This window comes from Halomonas sp. ATBC28, assembly GCF_005937175.1.
In the GTDB taxonomy this organism is placed as follows: Bacteria; Pseudomonadota; Gammaproteobacteria; order Pseudomonadales; family Halomonadaceae; genus Vreelandella; species Vreelandella titanicae.
Window position 1 is genome coordinate 160,694 of sequence record NZ_VCQL01000007.1, and the last position, 18,400, is coordinate 179,093.

Below are 18,400 nucleotides of genomic sequence, written 5' to 3' on the forward strand. Positions count from 1 at the left end.
CGGTTAGCAAAGTTCGGGCGGGAAGTACTCTTCCTGCTGGGTAGGGTTGGACGGCGCGAAGAGTTTTCGCGCGGCTTCTCTGGCTTCCTGGGCTTCGCGGTAGGCGTCTTCCGCTTCGGCCCGGTAAATTTCTGAGCGCTTCCACTCTTCGAGACGTTCGCGCTGGGCTTTTTTCTCGTCGGGTGATGGCTCTCGGGGCTGGATATCTGGCCCCTGCGTACAGTTAGTGACACGAGTCCAAGGGGACGCGGCTTCGCCGCCTCCCGAAACCCCTTGGTGCCGCTGCGACTTGCCGCGCACTTGCCAGCGGTAGAAGCGGGTCAGGTATTCGTGTTCGTTGCCCCGGCCGTCTGAAACGACGATGCCGAAGGTGCCCAGCTTGCTTTCGCCGTGGCGGCCTTTGGCCTCGATGCCTTCGCGCACCTCGCCGGTGGCGTGGCTAAATTCAGCCCGTTCGAGATCCACGCGGGGCATCGTCCAGGGTTTAACGGGGCGCTGTTTGCGGGGCAGGTTGGGGCCGCCCATCAAACGCAGGAATTGATCCCACTGACCGGCGTTGGCCGCCTTGCGGATCTGTTCCAAACGGCTGGCGATGCGTTTATCGGGGCGGGTGGCTTGCTCCCAGCTTTCCAGCTCATCGATGTGCTTTTCGTTTAGGCGGCGCACTTCACGCCACACGGTGACGCTGGGCAGGCCGACGAACTGAAACTGGCGAATGCCCCACACCGCCGCCCACGACTCAATGCGCGGCGCGACGCTGGTTAGCTCATGGCCATAGCGGTCTTTGTCATCGTTTTGCACGCCATCACGGACGAACTGCTCGCCGTTGATGTTCTTGCTGATGTACTTGGCCACGTAGCCCGCGGCGGTACCGCGCTTGTAGTCGATCTTTTCCACCTTAAAGCGGGCGGTGGTTTTGTTGCCGCGACGGTCGAACAGCTCCTCGGGGGTGTCCGCTTCCGCGTGGCTGCGCAAGATCTCGTTTACTCGCTTTGTGTGCTCCGGCTTCATCCACAGCAACAGGTGCCAGTGGGGCGTGCCGTCGTGGTGGGGTTCCACCACACGAATGCCGTAAATACCCAGGTTTTCGCGGGCCAGTGCAGCGCGGGCGCGTGCCCATACCTGCTGCAGGTGGGCTTGGGCTTCGCGCGGGGTGCTGCCGTCATACTTTGGGTTGCTGACGCTGTTTTCGGAGATCACCGGGTGGAAACGGCTGGGCGCGGTGATGGTGTAGAACATGCCCACATGGCCCATGCGGCGGGACTCCGCCTCGGTGTCGCTGATACGCAGCATCAACTCCGCCCGGCGGTGGTCGGGGTTCGATAAACCCAACTCGGCGAGTTCGGCCAGGGTGTAAACCTGGCCTTCCTGGTTGATCGCTTCCAATGCCTCGAGCAGGGCGCGGTTACGGTTCTTCTGTGCGCGGCGGCGGTCGAGCGTGACGTTGCTGCAGTAGATGCCTGCGCGCTTATGTACGCGGTGGGCTTCCCGCTGCACCTGTTCCAACCGGCGGCCGCCCAGGCGGCGCAGCTGCCGACGCCACCAAATGGGGTCGGTTAGCTTGGCCAGCTGCACGGCGCTTTTCAGCTTGAGGCTGGGCGGGTTGATGCCGTGCAGGCGCGCCCGGTGGCGGGCTTTGACGAGCGCCATTTCATTGACGACGGATAGGCTCATGACCGGCGCACGGTGCCAGTTGAACACTGCCATCAATGGAATGACGCCCAGCGGCGGGCTTAATGGATTGCGGGAATCCGCGATTTGCAGGGCGACTTCCCGCGCTTGGCCGGAAAGGGTGCGCGCCTTGGGCGTTTTCAGGTTCAGCGGTGGCGGCAGCAAGCCCAGGCGCAGGCGGCGGTTATGCTCGGCGATGCCGCCAATCAGCTTGCTGCGTTCTCGCTCAATCGCCGTGGCTTGAGCATCGGCGTGATTGATGACCGCTTCATCGTCGTGGGTGACGTTCAGGCCGTGCAGCACCAGATCCTTTTCGACGCTGGCCAGCCAGCGGCAGCCCTGTTGCAAGCCTTCGATGGTGGTGGGTGCGCGTTTGACCAGCCCGTTAAAGCCGCGCTCCAGATCTTTGGCGATGGCAGGGAAGCGGCGGTACACGCTGGCGGGGTCGATGAGCTCGCGAGTGTTGCGCGCTAACCAGCGGTTAGCAGCGGCGTGGCCGTGGCGTTTGGAAACGTGCACATAGCCACCCGCCAACTTTTCCGCCAGCGAGGGCAGGCGCTCAAAGTGGCCCTTTAAGTACAGGTAGCAATCTTTGGTGCCAGAGCTGTGGCCAAAGGCGAGTTCCAGCGCGCTCATGCGGGCACCTTGGCAAAGTCGATACCGAGCCAGCACGGCGCAGGGTTTTGCGCGGCGGCAATTTCCGTTGGGTAGTCGCCCAGCACGCCTTCAATCTGCATTGCTTGGCGTCCGAGTGCTTTTGTTTCGCGAACAAGCTCAGCAGCGGCCATGGAGAAGCCCTGCTGTTCTAGCTGCTCAGCTAGGTTGGTGAGTTGCTCGTGGGCAAGATAGATCGCCAACATGGTGCTATCGATATTCATGCCACCCCCTTTTCGATCAGGCTGAGCCAGTGCAGGGCGGCTTTGGTGTTGCCTTCCGCCAACGCCTGACGGGCGTGGCTGGCCAGTTCACGGCTGGGGTGTTGGGCGCGGTTGCGCAGTTGGTCTTTCAGGCCGCTGGCGTAGTCGCTCATGCGGTGAATGGCGGCGCGCACGGCGGCGCGTTCCGGCTTGGCTAGCTGGCTGATTTGTTGGGTGGCATCCGGGGTTAGTCCGGCACTTTTCAGCACAAAGCGGCGTTCAGGGAAGGGGAGATCCGCCCAGACGCTGATCAAGTCTTGATCCGCCGCGCGGCTGTGCAGCTCGGCGCGGAGTTCACCGAACCCAGCGCGGTCGGCGTGGACGATGGGCGCGGGTTGGCGTGTGGGTAACGGCGTTACGTTAGCCATGGCTTTTACCTTAGTGCTCGAGGACGATGGGACGGCGGGTATCGGCATCGACCACTTGAGCAAGGCCAGCATCGCGGGCCTGCTGGATCATGTGGTCGAGGTCACGGGCGGTGAACACCACAGGGCAGCCGTTACGGGTGCGCAGCACCACTACATGGGAAGTGCTGGCGTTCAGGTCGATGCTTGAATCCAGATTGACGCTATCCAGATCCGCGAAGGCTTGAATGGCGGCCACTTCGGCGGTGGCTTCCGCGATGCCGTAGTCATGCACCAGGGTGCCGATGGTGATGCGCAGCGCTTCGGCGCGGCTATCCCAGCGGTTTTGCCAGAGCACTTCGGTGGCGATATCGAAGGGGGTTTTTGCAGCGTTAATGGGTGCTACGTTCATGTTGTGGTTCCTTCTTGGTTTGATCTTCGATACCCAGACGCATCTGGCCTTGTTTCTCCAAGCGGGCGTGCCGCTTGAACCAAGGTGAGTACGGAAGATCTACTTTTGGGTTTGGCCTGAAACTGGGGGCCAGCACATGCTTTAACGAAAGGTCGGCTGTGGTACGGAAGCCACAACCAAATACGTTGCTACAGTGCAGGTAGAGCACCCGGAAGATGGGTAGATGCGTCTTCGAAGTTCGCACCCACATATGTGATCCGCAGTGAGGGCAATCGAACCGCAGCCGACTGTCCTGGTGTTCTACGCCTTCTGTTTCTTCTCCTTCGAGGTATTCCCCTTCGATGGAGCCCTGTTTCACATCTGTTTTTTCAGTCACTCGGCCCCCTTATTTCGTAAAGGGCGCGGCCTCTTCCGGTGAGGCTGGCCGTGCCCTTGCGTAGTCGTCGGCGGGCGAGCCACTCCGCGGCTTGGTCGAGCGTTTCAAGCCCTTGCTGTTGCCGCACTGCCTCCAGCTGGGTGTCCAGCTCTTCATCCAGTGCTAAGCGAAACTCATGGGGCATTTTGGGTGCTCCTTTTGGGCCTTTTTTGTGCCTGCTTTTACGACGCACGTTGGCCCATACTGGTATTCACGATGTCGCTAACGCCGAGTGTTTCGAGCGCTTCTTTCAGCACCAATTGGCGCAGCAAGGTGGCTTTCGACATGCCGGTGTAGTCGACCAGGGCGTCAATCAACTTGGCTTCGTAGTCGTCCAAATTGATGGCGGCATAGCGTTGACGGATGCGACGGGTGTCTTGGTGCATGACGGCGTTCCTTATGCAGAAGCACGAACAACGGGTTAATCGGCGGAAAGGGTTTCTTGGTCGTATTGGGCGATACCGCGCAGCATGAGCATGCGAGCGGTGGCCGACATCGAACGCATTTCCAGCTGGGTAATGCGTTCCAGGCTTCCTCGCTCGGCTTCGGTGAGGTAGGTCATGATTGGCGAGTTACACCCTTTGGGGGCATAAATCGGCTTTGGGGCAATGGTGTTAGCGGTGGCCATGGGTTAGGCTTCCTTAGTGGAGTAAAAGGCTTTAAAAGGGTCAGGCTGAGGCGACGGTTAGCGTCCACGACACTTTTTGAGCCCCTGACTGATTGGGTAGGAAAGAGGCGGTGATGTCGGTTGCGCCAAAGCCGCTGAGAATCAGCAATACGTTGACGAACTCTTGGAAGGGCATTGGCTTTTCCTGACAACGGGCATTGAAGCTTTCGAGGCCTTCTTGAGCGCTCTCGACGGTAAGCATCCCTTGGGTTTTGTTAACGGTCAGTTTTTCCACCGTGATGAGCGGTGATGTATCAGCAGGTGTGGCCATGGCAGTGGCTCCCTTGCGGTGTGTTGTGAAGTAAAAGACATCATTAGAATGGAATCAAATGATTTCATTGTCAATGGGGAATGAAATTAAATGAGTTCTATAGGGATGCGTTTGCGTGAGGAACGGGTAAGGCTAGGCTTCTCTCAAACGGAGCTTGGTGACATTGCCGGCATCACGAAAAACACCCAAATGCTCTATGAGAGTGAGAAGCGTAGCCCCAAGGCTGATTACCTTTCGGCTTTGCATGCTGCCGGGGTGAACACTCATTACGTGCTAACAGGGAATCGTTCGATTTCATCAGGTGGTGAGTCTTTGAGCTTGGCGGCTAATGAGCCCGGGCCGGATCTCTCACCCGTTAAGATGTACGACATTGAAGCGGCAGCGGGCGCTGGACGCAGCTTTGAAGGCGAACCGGTAAAAACCACGCTGTATTTTTCGACGGCTGAGCTTTCCGAGCAGGGGCTAGATCCTGCGCAAGTTGTAGGCATTAAGGTTCGTGGCGACTCGATGGACGGAACTCTGGCCGATGGGGACTGGGTGCTGGTAGATCGCAGCAACCGCGACCCTAAACAGGAAGGCGTGTTTTTGTTGCTAGTAAGTGGGGAGCGAAGAATCAAACGGGTGCAGCGCCTGGCGGGCGGGGCGTTGTACTTGATTAGTGATAACGATCACTACCAGCCGGAAATGATCAAGCCGCAGGATATGCATGATGTGGAGATACTTGGGCGGTGTGAGATTCGTATTGGGCGGGTGGTTTGAGTGTAAAAGTTGAATATATAAAGACGGCTAATTCGAAAGTTTTGATTTACTCAATGATTTTATAATTATTTATAAACAGGTTTATGCGCAGGGGGTGATATGGCTAAATTTCCTTATCCAGAAACGCTTAATACAAGCGAGTTATTGTTTGATCCAGAAAATCCCCGCTTTCCACGGGAAATATCATCCGGCGCGGAAAATATTATTTTGGAGAAAATGATTCGTGACGAACGTGTCGCGGAGGTTATGCAAAGCATTGGTGTGCAAGGTTATTTTGAAGGGGAACCATTGTTGGTGGCCCAGGCTTCAGATAGCAAAAAATACTATGTGGTTGAAGGTAATCGCCGCCTGGCTGCTTTAAAGCTGCTGAATGGTGAGCTTGAAACACCGAAAAGACTTAAAACTGTTTTTTCAATTATTGAAGATGCTACCGAGAAGCCTACGAAAGTACCATGTATCGTATTTTCAGAAAGAAAAGATATTTTAAGATATTTAGGTTTTAGGCATATTACTGGGATAAAAGCCTGGGGGCCATTAGCAAAGGCAAGATACTTAAAGCAATTAAGAGAAGATGTATATGCTGATGAGCCAGAAGAGCTTCAGCTGAAAATGCTAGCCAAAGAGATTGGTAGTAGGTCTGATTATGTCGGAACTATGCTCACGGGCCTTGAGCTTTATGATAAAGCTAAAGATAGTGAGTTCTTTAATTTGCCAGGAATTACTGAAAAAGGGATTGAGTTTACATTGCTCACAACCGCAATTGGATATAGAAATATTTCTGATTACTTAGGTTTAGAAAGTAAGGTTGATACCCAATGTGAAAATGTTGAAGATGATAAGCTGAAAGATGTATTTTCATGGATTTACTCCCAAGACCAACAGGGAAATACTATTGTTTCTGATTCAAGAAAACTAAAAGATCTTGCTGCAGTTGTCGCTAATCAAGAGGCAGTTTCAAATTTAAAGAGAAAGGGCGATTTAAATGAAGCCTTCTTAATGACTGAAGGCCCGCAGGTGGCTTTTTCTCAAATGCTAGAGGCTGCTAAAAAGAAACTAAATTTGGCCTATGAAACCCTCCCTTCCGTTAGTGAAGTCGACAAAAGCCATGAGGATGAGATACAGAGTATTTTTGATTTATCTAAAAGCATTCGTTCTGTGATTAAGGGGCGGTTAGACGATGAGTAATGAAATATTTACTAAGTTATCATTACTGCCTCGATTGTCAGATGTTTTTGTTTGGTGTGATTATATAGAGCTACGTTGTCTAGTACACCCAGATAAAAGCTTTTCTCGTTCTGATTTAATGGAGACTCAGGAGGAGATGACAGATACGAGAGATGATGCTGATGATATTTCAGATGAAGAATATGCTGAAGATTTAGGTCTTGATTTTGATGAATTTCAACATGATGAAATGTATCAATCTACTCCAGCTGTAAACGATCGACTGCAGCAGAAAACATATGAGAGATTTCTCCATCTAAAAAGTAGATTGCGTCATTTTGGAGACGAACTTTATCCATTTTATTTTGATGAAGAATTACAATCAATATATCTTAAAGATGAACTTACTGATTGGCATTATTTTTATATTCAACTTTTAATATCTTCTGCTCTTCGTTATTGCCCGCGTTCCCGTCGGCATGAGCTCACTGGCCCATTTGAAGAAGTAAGTTATGCGATATTCAAATGTTTAATGCCGCAAGGGTGGGTTGTTCATCCATTCGGCAAAGATAAATCAAGTAGATATCGTGGACATCTTTACGACAAGCTCTCGTTACTTGCCGATGACGTAAGAGGTGAATTGGCCGCAAAACGAACTCATTTTAGTGAGCGCGACCAAGGTGATGGTGGGTTGGATTTAGTAGCTTGGCACCCTATGTCAGATGAACGAAACCTCATACCAATGGCTTTCGCTCAATGCGGATGTACAGCAGAGGAGTTTGGTATGAAAATGTTAGAAGCTTCACCTAGTAAACTCGGCCTTCATTTAAAGGTAGGTTATGAGTGGGCTTGTTATTATTTTATGCCCCAATCGATGTTGACCAATGATGGTAAAGATTGGCTTAAGTACTCTGATTTTTCTAGGTCAATTGTAGTTGATCGCTTTAGAATTATGAGAATTGCGAAGCAATATCAAGTAAATATTCATGAGGTTATAAAAAGAGAGACGATACAAGAGGCTCTCGAAATTTCTTTTTATTAATCCCATATAGCTGGTATTGCCTCAGCTACCGCCTGAAATAAGGGCGGTGGTACCGCATTGCCTACCACTTTGTATCGCATGCTCATGCTGCCCGACTTGTGTTCTGGAAAAGCTAGGTCTTCGAACCCCTGTAGCTTGGCGGCTTCACGATAGCTAAAGCGGCGCGCTGGCCCATCGTGCGTGAAACGCCATACATTATGCTCCAACTTCTCCAGCGGCGGGCTCATTGGGTGAAGGGGCATGTGTCTTGGATTCGCCACAATCGTTTTTGATTGCTCTGCCCAGTCATTACGCCGGTTTCTGGATAAGTAGTACCAGTGAAAATCTAGGTCGTAAAATTCACCCTCAGGCCATTCGGGCATACCGCCAATAGCATCATGAATCGTTGCTTTGGCAGGGCCGCCTGTTATGCCGTGAGTTGGCTGCGGAAACGTATAATCAATACCAAAGTCGTCACGAATACCGACGATGAAAATTCTCTTACGTTCTTGGGCAACTCCAAAATCTGCTGAATTAAGTACTTGAAATGAAACGTTGTACCCAGCCTCAGTGAATACTCTCAGCTGATCCTGCAGAAGATGGGCGTAATTTTTACGCACCATGCCGGAGACGTTCTCAACGATGAAAGCCTTGGGCTTGATCTGTCCTAACGCACGAGCAAACTCAAGGTAAAGGGTATTAATTTGTCTGCCAGCATCACGCACCCCGCCCTGGCTGAACCCTTGGCATGGGTAGCATCCAACCAGCAACTCGGCGTCAGGAAAATGTTCTATTTTGCTTATGCTTCCAAGGCGGTAGTCAGTTTCTGGATGGTTGTGCTCATATACCGCTTGCGCATAAGCCAACACATCGTTGGCCATCAGCACATCGAAGCCAGCATTGATGATGCCAGCGTCTGAGCCTCCGCAACCTGAGAAAAGTGACACTGCTGTTGGCATGACGTTGTCCTAAACCTTAACTCCCTCACGGGATGATGGTATTCGAAATGGTGGCGATTCTAACGCCCTATGATGACGCAGGCACACCCCTATTGCGTTATTTCTTTATTGCGTTATTTCATTATTGCGTTATTTAACGCCATTTTAGTACCCGTGGGGCTGCATGGCCACCTTCTTTTTCTTCGCCGCTCCCTCATCCGTATACGCCACCATCAACTCATCCCAGTTAGTGGTATAGCGCGGGCTGCGGTTCGCGCAGCGTAGGTGCCAGGGGGCGTTCTTTTCTGGCAGCCCTAAGCGTACCGTTCCTTTTCCCATCTTCTCGTTTAGCGCGTCCATGGTGGCCATTAGCTTTTGGCTGCGCTGGCGTTCTTCTTCCGTTTGCGGTGTGTCCATCAGGCTGAGCTGTTGGCGGTTCTCGTCGGTGAGGTCGATCAGCATCACGCCTGCTTTTTTGTAGCCGTACTTTGGCCGATAGATCTTGCGCAGCGCCTCCTGGGCGGCGTGGAGGATGTCGCGGGTGTCCTGGCTGGGGCGTTCCATTTCTACCGCCAGGCTGGGGGAGTATTGGGGCAGGTCGGGCCTAAAGCGGTCTGTTTTGAGGAACACCAGCACGGCGCGGGCAAGGCTTTTCTGCTCGCGTAGCTTTTCGGCGCCCCGTTGGGCGTGTTGGCGAATAGCGCCCTGTAGGTCGTAAAGCTGTGAAGTGGGTCGGCCGAACGATCGGCTGGTCATAATGCGCTGGCGTGGTTCGTTAACGTCGTTCATCTTCAGGCAACTGATGCCGCGTAGTTCCAGTACCGTGCGCTCCATGTTCACCGAGAACTTACGCCGCAGGCGTTTGGCGTCCGCTTCGCGGAGATCCCAGGCGGTGTTGATGCCAAGGATCTGCAGGCGCTCATTCAGGCGGCGGCCAACGCCCCACACATCGCCTACTTCGATCTGCTTTAGCAGGTGTTTGGCTTCGTCGCTCTCCGCGTGAAGGATGCACACGCCAGGGTAGCCGGGGTGTTTTTTTGCGATGCGGTTGGCCAGCTTGGCAAGGGTGTGTGTTGCGGCCACGCCTACACAGACGGGAATGCCGGTGCCGCGGCGGATCATCCGATGCAGTGATTTGGCGTGTTCCAGCAGCGCTTCAGGATCAAAGCCATCCATGCGTACGAACATCTCATCGATTGAGTAAGGCTCTACCCCAGCGGTTTCGCGCTCCAGGATGCCTTGCACCCGGTGGGACATATCGCCGTAAAGTTCGTAGTTGGAGGAGTGCAACACAATCTCGCCGCGATCGACCAGGTGACGCACCTGGTGGGCGGGGGTGCCCATCTCGATACCCAGCGCTTTCAGCTCTTCTGAACGGGCGATAATGCAGCCGTCGTTGTTGGACATAATGCCCACGGGGCGCCCATTCAGCTTGTGATTGAACACACGCTCGCAGCTGACATAGAAATTGTTGCAGTCCACCAGGCCAATCATATTGAGCTCCACTACTTGTGTAAGACTGTTAATTTATACAGTATTAGCAGCCAGGGAAGCGACAGGCAAACGCTAATGTACGTCGCTTAATGTGGAGCAAGCACAGGGCAACAGCATGCGAGTAAATTACTTGGGGCCAGCAGTGGTGGGCGTGGAGCACCCAGCAGTGGCCGAAATGGACAGGCGAAAATTTTCACCCAGCTGCTTTCTGGTGGAGATTAGTGAGGACGCGCAGCCAGGCGGGCCGTGGATGGAGGGCGATGTGCTGGTGGTGGATGAGGCGCGCACGTTTGGCCATGCCGATCTGGTGGTGGCTGAGGTGGAAGGGGAGTACCGATTGTTTAAATCCCACCGCGTGGGTAGCCGTTGCCGGTTATTGCCCACTGCTGGTGGCCAGGGGTGTTTTATCACCGCTAAGCAGTATCGCGGGGTGGTGGTGAGGCAGGCTAGGTGTTGGGCGGTGTAGGTTATTTCTTACAAACAGATGGCAAAATGCTTACATGCATTGCTCAGTTAATTTGGCATAGTGGTGTGGTCGCCTAATAGCACGCGTGGCGGAAACGCTTCGTCAGAAGATTGCGGCAAACAAAACCCTCGGCCATGTTGTATGGTCGGGGGTTTTTTGGAAGCTGGAAAATTAAGATAGGCGAAAAATGGACTTCTGAGCGCGTTTCCGTGCTTCTTCAGCGCTCAGGCTGACTCTCACATTGCCTTGCCGTTTCGCGGCAAGATAGCGCTTACGTGCGGCCTCAATGGTTGCCGCCTTGCGCTGCCGCTGTGAGCTGTGATCATTCGCGTATAAATGCATAGCATGTTCCTCTAATAATGCCCATACCGCCTCCTACAAACGGGCCGAGTGTTATGGCACGGAGATACGCTGCTTTCCTTTCACTAGGCAAATCTACGGTGAGCCTCATTGTTTCTACATATACCCCTGCTCCGTGACATTGTGGGTCACTTCGTCAAAGATGCTAAACACAAAGTTGTAAGATATCTCTTACAAATCTTGTCGGCAATTTCTTACAAACAGGGGCTATTTTTTGGTCTATGCTGATTATGACGCTTGGATGCGCGAGATGGAAGGAACCAGCTTTTCTGTAAGGAGACGGATACCAAAAGCCCTCGGCCAACGGATGGCCGGGTGTTGTTAGGTGCTGCTTTTAAGGGCTAATCTCGATAGTCCTTCCTGCCCTCTCTGCGTTAATACTCACCGCGTCTCCATCCGAATACTGCAGGTATAGCCCCTTTCACTGAAATTGTGGGTCACTTCGTCAATGATCCAGGGTGTGGCGTCGATCTCTGGCTTGTAACCCTTTGCAGTGACCGGGGTTTCGGGGTAGATATCGGCGCGGCCTTCGGCTAGCTCCAGTGTGAGTTCGGAGTGCTTGCGCTGTAGGCGCTTGAGTTCGGCGCTGGCTTCTTCAATGGCGTGGGCCTCGCTTGCGTAGGTGTGGCGCAGGCGCTTGGTATTGTCGCTGCTGCCCACCAGCACTTCTTTTCTCTCCGCACTTTCCAGGTCGCTCCAATAAGCCAGCACGCCGGTGAACTCTTCACGGTCAGCGATGAGATAGCGGTGGGTGTCGCCTACACCGCGCTTGAGGGTGAGCATCGGGATGGGGGTGCCGCCTGCGGTAACGCCGCCGTTCATGGGCATAAACAGTAAGTTGCCGTTTTTGGCCATGCATAGGGCGTCATAGCGTTCAGCCAGGCGGTGCAAAAAGTGTAAATCGCTTTCGTCGGTTTGGTCGATGTGATCAATGAATATGCCTGCCAGCGCTGAGGCGATGTTAGGAGCCAGCCCCAGGCGACCGGCGGCGGTGGCCACAATCTCTTCGAGCGTTTTCTCGTGGTAGCTTTCGCAGCGCTTGGCGGGGTTCTCTTTGCGCAGGTCGGCGCTGCGGGCGCGGATGGTGAGCACATCCGGCGCGCCTGAGTGTTCGACTTCATCCACGGTAAAGCTGCCGCGATCCACCAGGGCTTCACCCTCCCAGCCCAGGGCCACGGTCAGGATCTTGCCGCGCGGGGGGATGGCGAGGCGGCCGTCGTGGTCTTCCAGGGTCATGGTGAGTTCGTCGGTGGTGGTACCGCGCCGGTCGGTGATAGTCAGGCTTTGCAGGCGGCCGGTGGCGGCCATGCCGCCGATGGCGTAGGCGGGGCGTCGGGCGGGAATCATGCTTACACCAACCTTGGCACGGCGCGCATGGCCATACCGGCCAGCGGGCCGAGCATGGCCAGCAGGTTGCCGTTATCGTCTTCTACCCGATGCAGCACCATATCAAAATCAATTTGCTGGGCGGCGCCGTCGCGCATCAATGCGACCTTGCGCTCCTTTAGGCTTTCCATGACAAAAAAGCCGTAGTTTTTGCCGGTGCCTTCGATCAATGGCCAGGCGTGGCCTTGGCTGGCCATGTCGCGTAATTGATCCAGGTGGGGTTGGCCGCCGGTGAACTGGGGGTGAAGGGTGCCTGTGAGCGTGAAGGTGTCTTCCCCTGGGCCGAGAAACTGGCGGGCGGGCAGCAGGCCGACCCGGCCTTGGGCTTCCTGCCGCCATCGGGTTTGGCGTTGCAGCTCTTGATAGGCGGCGGTGTCGAGGGCGAACACGAACATGCCGTAAATCATCATCATGGTGATATTTCCTCACTGCTCTTTAATCAATGTCGTGGAAGGCGCTGCGGTGGCTTGCCTGGGCGCGGCGTTCGGCATCGCGCAGGGCGCGTTGTACTTCGGCGTTTACCAGCCGTGCCAGGGCTTGTTCATCCATGCCGGGGGCGGCGTTGATCTCGATATTGATGCCGCCGTTTATCACCAGCCCGCCGCTGGGCTGGCTGGCGTGGCTCTGCAGCGGTGGCCGGGCGTCGATCTGTATGCCGCTGGTGTCGATGCGTAGCGGGTCGAAGGTCGGCGGCGTTGGCCACTCGAATGGCATCGCGCCCAGCTCGGGAAGTGCTGGCCGCTCGATGCGCAGTGCATCCAGCGTGGGTGTTTCGGGCTTGGCCACCTCGCTATGGAGCGTGGGCAGCTCGGGGCGTTGGATCTCTAACGCGCCCAGCTGGGGTAACGTAGGCCGCTCCACTTCCATGGCGATAGCGGGCGATGCCACCCCTGCGCCCAGCATTAGCCCAGCGGCTGCATTGTGTAGGTGGGAGGCGAGGCTGCGCACTTGCTTAACGGGGCCATCGGCGTCGGCTTCAATGCCGTTGGCCAGGCCTTGGGAGATGTAGTTACCAATGGTGGCAAACACGCGGCTGGGGGAGTGGATATCCAGCCAGCCGCGCACGGTGGTTGTGACGTCGTTGGCCAGATTGGCGGCGCTTTCCGTTGCGCGATTGGCGCCGTCGCGTATCCCTTGCCCTAAACCGGCGGCGGTATCCTTTCCTAGTTGGATAGCGCGGTTGGCACCGCTGCTGAGTGAGTCCAGCGCGCTACCCATGGCGTCCTGCACCCAGCCTGCGATATTGCCCGCCATGCCCATCACTTGGTCGCGCAGGGCACCGATCATGCTGCCGATGCCGTTGATCATGCCCTCAACGATATTGACGCCGAAGCCTTCAAACACGCGGCTGGGGGAGTTGATGCCAAGCACGCCTTTGAACCAGTTGGCCACGCTGGAGGCGATGCTGGTCACCCGTTCGCGCAGGGCGGTGAGCTTTTCGGTCAGCCCGCCCAGCAGGCCGTCGATAATAAAGCCGCCCAGGCTGCGGAAGTTTTCCGGCACTGAAATGCCCAGGCGTTCGAGGGTGCTGGTGAAAGCGCTATACAGCAGCCCAAGCGGTGACCAGTTGATGAGCAGGCGAGACACGCCGCCGATGCCGTCACCAAAGGCGTCTTTCACTTGCTGCCATAGGCCCAGGAAAAAGCCTTTGATGGGTTCCCAGTATTTGTAGATCACCAACGCGGTAGCGGCGATGGCCAGGATTGCCCAGCCAATGGGGTTGGTGGCCAGGAATACCGCCGTGGCTTTGAGTGCGCCGAGTAGGCCAACCGTGAGCGCTTTACCCACCGCAAACAGTGCCGCGCCTGCCGTTTTTAACACCGGGGCTAGCACGCCTGCCTGGATGCCCAGGGTGGACATGGCGAAGCGGGCGAACAGCAGCGGGGAGAGAATGCTGGCAAACGTCATGGTGACCGCGCCGCCGATGGTGGCCAGGGCGATCATGGCCGCGGCCACTTTGGCGATGGTGCCTGCCAGCTCGGGATTGGCTTTGATCCAGTCGCCTACGCTTCGCGTGATGGCGGTGATGTTCTGCACCAGGTCGCGCAGGGGGCCGTCGTTGGTGTCGGTGATACTGATGCCGACTTCTTCCCAGGCGCTGCGCAGGTTCTTTAAATCGCCGCCGATGTTGTCGGCCATGACTTCGGCCATACGGGCGTTTTCGCCCATGTTGTCGCCCAGGGCATTGATGATGTCATCCAGCTGGCCACCGCCCATGGCGTCGACCAGTTCCGCCATGCCGGAGCCCGCTTCTACGCCGAAGATATCCTGCATGATGGCTTTACGTTCGACGTTGCCCAGATCCGCCGTGGCCTGGCTGATATCACGCAGGATATCGGGCATGGCGCGCATGTTGCCGTTGGCGTCGGAAATTTGGAGCCCGATGTTTTCAATTGCGGCCGCTCCCTTGGCGGCAGGGTTGGTGAGCCGGTTCATCATGGCGCGCATGGTGGTACCGGCCTGGCTACCCTGGATGCCGATGTTGCCGAGAATGCCCGACATGGCGGCGGCTTGTTCCATGGTGAGTTTGAGGTCTTCGGCGCCGCCCAGGTACTTCATGGTTTCGCCGAGCATTTCCAGGTTAACGTTGGCGCGGCTGGCGGTACCGGAGAGGATATCCCCGACGCGGGCCATGGCGCCTTCCGCTTCCATATCGACCTTGAACGCCCCGGCGATGTTGGAGGCAATATCCGCCGCGCGGGCCAGCTCGGTATTATTGGCCAGCGATAGCGCGAGCACGTCTTTCATTGAGGCCTGAATGGCCCCGGCGCTCATACCTGCGCGCAGTAGGAACTCTTGGCCTGCACCCACTTCGGTTGCGCTGAAGGCGGTGGTTGACCCTAAGTTGCGGGATTGCTGGCGTAGCCCCTGGTAGCGTTCGTCGTCGGCATCGAAGCGGCCAACGGCCTGTAGGGTGCTCATCTGTTCCGCCCAGGCAACGCCAGGCGTTAACAGGCGAGAGGCGGCGTAGCCTTGGGCGATACCGGTGCCGAACATGCCCATGCCCACCCCTTGGGCGCGGGCGACGTTGGCCATGCCATTCTGGTAGCGGTCGCGGGCCTGGGTTAAGCGGCGCTGGCGTTCGGCGACTTCAGATAAGTGGCGCTTTTGTTCCTGCAGCGCGGTGTTTAAGCGTTCCTCTTTGGTGCGCAGCTCCCGGGCGCTGCGGCCGAGGTTGTCGGTACTGATGCCCGCCTCATCCAGCCGGGTTTTTAAGCCCCGCACCCGCTCGGTTTGGGTGGCGTGGTTCTGGGTGAGGCGCTTGACCTCTTCGCCTGCGTTGCGGGTTCGGTTGCGGTATTCCCGCATCGCGCGGGCGGATCGGTCGAACTCGGTCTGCTGGCCGTGCAGGCGAACGCGGGCGCGTTCCAGTGAGGCGGTCAGTTGGTCGCTGGGCTGCTTGGTTTTGAGTAGCTCGCGGGCTAGGCGGTCGTATTCTCGGCGGGCAACGGTCAGGCCGGATTTAATACCGGCGTGGGCTTCGCGCTGCTTATCGAGTGCCTGGGTGTATTGCTGGTTGCGGGTGCGGGCGTCGCGCATTGCGCGGGTGTTGGTGCGCAGGGCGGCGTTAGCTTTGCGGTAGCTGGTGAGGTCGCTTTGTTGCCGCTGCAGGTCTTTTAACTGGTCGCGGGTTTCGCGCATGGCTTGGGCGGTTTGGCCTGCACCTTGGCGCATCCGCTTTAGGGGGCCGGTGACGCGATCTACCGCGTTCAACATGACTTGCAGGCGTAGATTACGCGACATCGGCTTTTTTCCTATTTGGTGCGTTTACCGGGCTTGCTGCCTTCGTGGCGTTTGCGGGCGCGTTCGCGCCACTGCATGAGTTCTTCGAGTTCCATGTTGTCCATGGCGCTGGGCTCCCAGTGGAACACCATGGCGAGATCCGCCATGGCGTCTTCTACGAACTCGGGAAGGGCTCTTTTTTGAAGGGCTAGGCCTCGGTTTCCTTGAATTTCTTTGGGATCAAAAAACCGTTGAGCGCCGTGCCGAGCTGAATGAGGTCGACGATATCGAGCGTTTTCACCTCGGCTTCGGTGAGCGATGGCGTAGTGATGCGGGGCAACACTTTATGCAGGGCTGTCACTTCGAAGTTCATGATGTCGACCAAGCTGACGCCACGCATACCGCCGGACATGGGTTTACGCACGGTGATCTCTTTAACCAACGTTTTGCCACGCTGCAGCGGGGTTTCCAGTGGCACTACTTCGGTCGGCACGCCTGGGGCGGTAGCGGTGGTTAGCTCTTCGTTTTTCTCAACGGCTTGGGTGTCGGTGTTTTGGTTTTCGGTCTTATCAATCATGGTCGTGTCCTATAAAAGAAAAGGGGTAGGGCCACCGGGGTGGCCGTAGGGTGGAGGTGCTTTACACACCCAGGGCGGCGCGGCGCTCTGCCAAGCGATCCTTGCCACGAACTTTGAAGATGAAGCCGGGGACGTCGCGCTCGATGACCTCTTCGCCATCGACGATTAATTTGAAGTACGAAAGGGTGGTGGTGACGCTGATCTGGTTGTTGTCGCCTTTGCTGGCATCACCCATGGCGATGGTTTTGTGGCGGCCGCGCATGACGATCTCGACCGGAATAATCCCGCCATCTTCGTCGGATTCGTAAGAGCCGGTCATACGCAGCATGGCGGCGTCGTGGATGGGGCTGCCGTAGCTTTCGTAGATATCGACAATCATGCCGCCGGCCGTCCACTCGAATTCCTGCAGCTCATTGCCCTGGTCGACTTCGATCGGGCCTTCCATACCGCCGCCTTCGTACTCGACCATGCGGCGGGCCAGCTCGGGCAGGGTGAGTTCGGGGATCTGGCCCTGCCAGTTGTTGCCATCGCCGAACAGGTTGAAGTCTTTAAGGATGTGGGGGAGTGCCATGGTCAGTTGCTCCTGTTAGGCGTTGATGCGGTCGGCAAAATCGACCAGGTAGCGGTCGGTAATGCGCTGCTGCAGCATGAGGTTTTCCAGCGGGGGCACCGGCGTGTAGTCGTAGTCGATGTAGAGCTTGCCGCTTTTTAGCACTTCCTTACTGTTTAGCTCGGGGTCGAACCAGGCTTCACCGCCCAGGATGTAGCCTTTGCGGGTGAGCTCGCGGAACTTGGCGTTGATGCCTTCGATAATGTCGCGCACCAAGCTGGGGTGCATGGGCTTATCCACTGCCCACAAATGCGCTTCCGCGATGGTGTCGGCGAGGACTTGCGCGGTGCGGGTGTAGGATTCAAACGCGAACAGCGGGTCTTCGGTACAGGTGCGAGAGCCCCAGAAACGGAAGCCGCTTTTGTTGATCAGCGTGGTGACCTCGGCGGCATTGAGATACCCGGCATCGGTGGCGGGGTCTTGGAGATCCCAGAACACATCGTGGGTAATGCCGGTGACGCTGTTTACAGGCATGTTCGAGAGAGTTTTGTGCCAGCCGATTTCGTTATCCAACCGGGCGCGGTGGCCGAGCGCCTTGGCAACGGCGGAGAGTGGGCGGCTTTCCTGGGCGTTCACATCGAAGTTCTGGAAGTTGGGCCAGATCACCATGGCTTCCCGTTCGCCGAAGTTCTCGCGGTACATCACCGCTTCTTCCTTGGTTTCGCAGCCGTGGGCGGCCACGTAGGCGAAGGCGCGTAGCTTGATGGCCACGCTGATCAGGGCGGTGGCGACGTTTTCGTTATCCAGATCCGGCACGCCTAGAATGCGCGGTTTCACGCCAAAGCGCTGTTCGGCGGCGAGCAGGGCTTGAATGCCGGTTTTCTGACCGGTGGCGGTCACGCTGCCAATGATGTTGGCGGTGGTTTCGGCTTCGTCCTGGCCTTCTGCCACGCGCACCACCACACATAGGGCGCGGGTTTCTTCGACAATGGCACGAAGCGAACGGGCCAGGGTGCCGGTGGTGCCCGCCGCGCCAATGGCGGAGTAAATATCTGTGACCAGCACCGGGGTATCGAGGGGGAAGCGTTCGGCGTCTGCCTCCGGGCCGGTGGCCACCAGCCCGATAACGGCGGTGGCCACGGTGCGAATGGGGCGCGTGCCTTCGTTAATTTCGACGACGCGGACGCCGTGATGGTAATCCTGGGCCATGCTTGTCTCCTGCGCAGGTTCAAGCGGGGTTCTGTTGAGGTGTGCTGCTATGGTGG

At 56.5% G+C, this 18,400-nt stretch carries 22 protein-coding genes; 4 read left to right on the plus strand and 18 right to left on the minus strand.

Features of this window, described 5'->3' with window-relative positions; all coding sequences use genetic code 11:
• Positions 1 to 3 precede the first annotated feature (3 nt).
• From E0L35_RS10075 to E0L35_RS10115, 9 genes are read right to left on the minus strand one after another with little or no spacing between them, the layout of a single operon-like run.
• Positions 4 to 2,307 (minus strand): replication endonuclease, encoded by a 2,304-nt coding sequence (locus tag E0L35_RS10075; RefSeq protein ID WP_138800181.1) that lies wholly within the window; start codon positions 2,305 to 2,307, stop codon positions 4 to 6.
• Positions 2,304 to 2,549 carry a hypothetical protein gene (locus E0L35_RS10080; protein ID WP_138800182.1) on the minus strand — a complete coding sequence of 82 codons (246 nt, stop codon included), beginning with the start codon at positions 2,547 to 2,549 and terminating at the stop codon, positions 2,304 to 2,306. Before E0L35_RS10080 ends, E0L35_RS10075 begins: the two co-directional genes overlap by 4 nt.
• Entirely contained in the window at positions 2,546 to 2,956 is a 411-nt protein-coding gene (locus E0L35_RS10085) for a hypothetical protein (RefSeq protein ID WP_138800183.1), read from the minus strand. Before E0L35_RS10085 ends, E0L35_RS10080 begins: the two co-directional genes overlap by 4 nt.
• A gap of 10 nt (positions 2,957 to 2,966) precedes the next feature.
• Entirely contained in the window at positions 2,967 to 3,344 is a 378-nt protein-coding gene (locus E0L35_RS10090; protein WP_138800184.1) for a hypothetical protein, read from the minus strand.
• The gene (locus tag E0L35_RS10095) at positions 3,325 to 3,720 is read right to left on the minus strand and encodes an ogr/Delta-like zinc finger family protein (protein ID WP_138800185.1); all 396 of its coding nucleotides are present in this window, start codon (positions 3,718 to 3,720) and stop codon (positions 3,325 to 3,327) included. Before E0L35_RS10095 ends, E0L35_RS10090 begins: the two co-directional genes overlap by 20 nt.
• On the minus strand, positions 3,713 to 3,904 hold the full coding sequence (locus E0L35_RS10100) for a hypothetical protein (protein WP_041158940.1): 192 nt from the start codon (positions 3,902 to 3,904) through the stop codon (positions 3,713 to 3,715). The genes E0L35_RS10095 and E0L35_RS10100 overlap by 8 nt, the downstream gene beginning before the upstream one ends.
• Before the next feature lie 37 nt (positions 3,905 to 3,941).
• Complete coding sequence (locus tag E0L35_RS10105; RefSeq protein WP_041158941.1) at positions 3,942 to 4,145, minus strand: hypothetical protein; 204 nt, start codon at positions 4,143 to 4,145, stop codon at positions 3,942 to 3,944.
• Between the two features lie 35 nt (positions 4,146 to 4,180).
• Positions 4,181 to 4,387, minus strand: a complete 207-nt coding sequence (locus E0L35_RS10110; protein ID WP_041158942.1) for a hypothetical protein — start codon at positions 4,385 to 4,387, stop codon at positions 4,181 to 4,183.
• A 40-nt stretch (positions 4,388 to 4,427) separates the two neighbouring features.
• Complete coding sequence (locus E0L35_RS10115; protein WP_138800186.1) at positions 4,428 to 4,697, minus strand: hypothetical protein; 270 nt, start codon at positions 4,695 to 4,697, stop codon at positions 4,428 to 4,430.
• Positions 4,698 to 4,787: 90 nt separating this feature from the next.
• On the opposite strand from E0L35_RS10115, the gene E0L35_RS10120 reads away from it, so the two are divergent.
• The 3 genes from E0L35_RS10120 to E0L35_RS10130 all read left to right on the plus strand — a co-directional run bounded on the left by E0L35_RS10120 (position 4,788) and on the right by E0L35_RS10130 (position 7,662).
• Positions 4,788 to 5,456, plus strand: a complete 669-nt coding sequence (locus tag E0L35_RS10120; RefSeq protein WP_138800187.1) for a LexA family transcriptional regulator — start codon at positions 4,788 to 4,790, stop codon at positions 5,454 to 5,456.
• Between the two features lie 99 nt (positions 5,457 to 5,555).
• Positions 5,556 to 6,641 carry a ParB N-terminal domain-containing protein gene (locus E0L35_RS10125; protein WP_138800188.1) on the plus strand — a complete coding sequence of 362 codons (1,086 nt, stop codon included), beginning with the start codon at positions 5,556 to 5,558 and terminating at the stop codon, positions 6,639 to 6,641.
• Positions 6,634 to 7,662, plus strand: a complete 1,029-nt coding sequence (locus E0L35_RS10130; RefSeq protein WP_138800189.1) for a hypothetical protein — start codon at positions 6,634 to 6,636, stop codon at positions 7,660 to 7,662. Before E0L35_RS10125 ends, E0L35_RS10130 begins: the two co-directional genes overlap by 8 nt.
• On the opposite strand, the gene E0L35_RS10135 is transcribed toward E0L35_RS10130, so the two are convergent.
• Together E0L35_RS10135 and E0L35_RS10140 are read right to left on the minus strand one after the other, a co-directional pair.
• Entirely contained in the window at positions 7,659 to 8,600 is a 942-nt protein-coding gene (locus tag E0L35_RS10135) for a DNA cytosine methyltransferase (protein WP_138800190.1), read from the minus strand. The genes E0L35_RS10130 and E0L35_RS10135 overlap by 4 nt on opposite strands.
• A gap of 144 nt (positions 8,601 to 8,744) precedes the next feature.
• On the minus strand, positions 8,745 to 10,073 hold the full coding sequence (locus tag E0L35_RS10140) for a Y-family DNA polymerase (protein ID WP_138800191.1): 1,329 nt from the start codon (positions 10,071 to 10,073) through the stop codon (positions 8,745 to 8,747).
• A 115-nt stretch (positions 10,074 to 10,188) separates the two neighbouring features.
• On the opposite strand from E0L35_RS10140, the gene E0L35_RS10145 reads away from it, so the two are divergent.
• A complete protein-coding gene (locus E0L35_RS10145) occupies positions 10,189 to 10,539 on the plus strand; it encodes a hypothetical protein (RefSeq protein ID WP_138800192.1) in 351 nt (116 codons plus the stop codon).
• A 741-nt stretch (positions 10,540 to 11,280) separates the two neighbouring features.
• Here the strand turns inward: E0L35_RS10145 and E0L35_RS10150 are convergent.
• From E0L35_RS10150 to E0L35_RS10180, 7 genes are all read right to left on the minus strand, one after another.
• Positions 11,281 to 12,246, minus strand: a complete 966-nt coding sequence (locus E0L35_RS10150) for a contractile injection system protein, VgrG/Pvc8 family (RefSeq protein ID WP_138800193.1) — start codon at positions 12,244 to 12,246, stop codon at positions 11,281 to 11,283.
• Positions 12,247 to 12,248: 2 nt separating this feature from the next.
• On the minus strand, positions 12,249 to 12,698 hold the full coding sequence (locus tag E0L35_RS10155) for a phage tail protein (RefSeq protein WP_041158950.1): 450 nt from the start codon (positions 12,696 to 12,698) through the stop codon (positions 12,249 to 12,251).
• Positions 12,699 to 12,720: 22 nt separating this feature from the next.
• On the minus strand, positions 12,721 to 16,029 hold the full coding sequence (locus E0L35_RS10160) for a phage tail tape measure protein (RefSeq protein WP_138800194.1): 3,309 nt from the start codon (positions 16,027 to 16,029) through the stop codon (positions 12,721 to 12,723).
• A gap of 11 nt (positions 16,030 to 16,040) precedes the next feature.
• Complete coding sequence (locus E0L35_RS10165) at positions 16,041 to 16,175, minus strand: GpE family phage tail protein (RefSeq protein WP_084625444.1); 135 nt, start codon at positions 16,173 to 16,175, stop codon at positions 16,041 to 16,043.
• Positions 16,176 to 16,216: 41 nt separating this feature from the next.
• Entirely contained in the window at positions 16,217 to 16,585 is a 369-nt protein-coding gene (locus tag E0L35_RS10170; RefSeq protein ID WP_138800195.1) for a phage tail assembly protein, read from the minus strand.
• A 61-nt stretch (positions 16,586 to 16,646) separates the two neighbouring features.
• Entirely contained in the window at positions 16,647 to 17,156 is a 510-nt protein-coding gene (locus E0L35_RS10175) for a phage major tail tube protein (RefSeq protein ID WP_138800196.1), read from the minus strand.
• Between the two features lie 15 nt (positions 17,157 to 17,171).
• On the minus strand, positions 17,172 to 18,344 hold the full coding sequence (locus E0L35_RS10180; protein ID WP_138800197.1) for a phage tail sheath protein: 1,173 nt from the start codon (positions 18,342 to 18,344) through the stop codon (positions 17,172 to 17,174).
• Between the last annotated feature and the right edge of the window lie 56 nt (positions 18,345 to 18,400).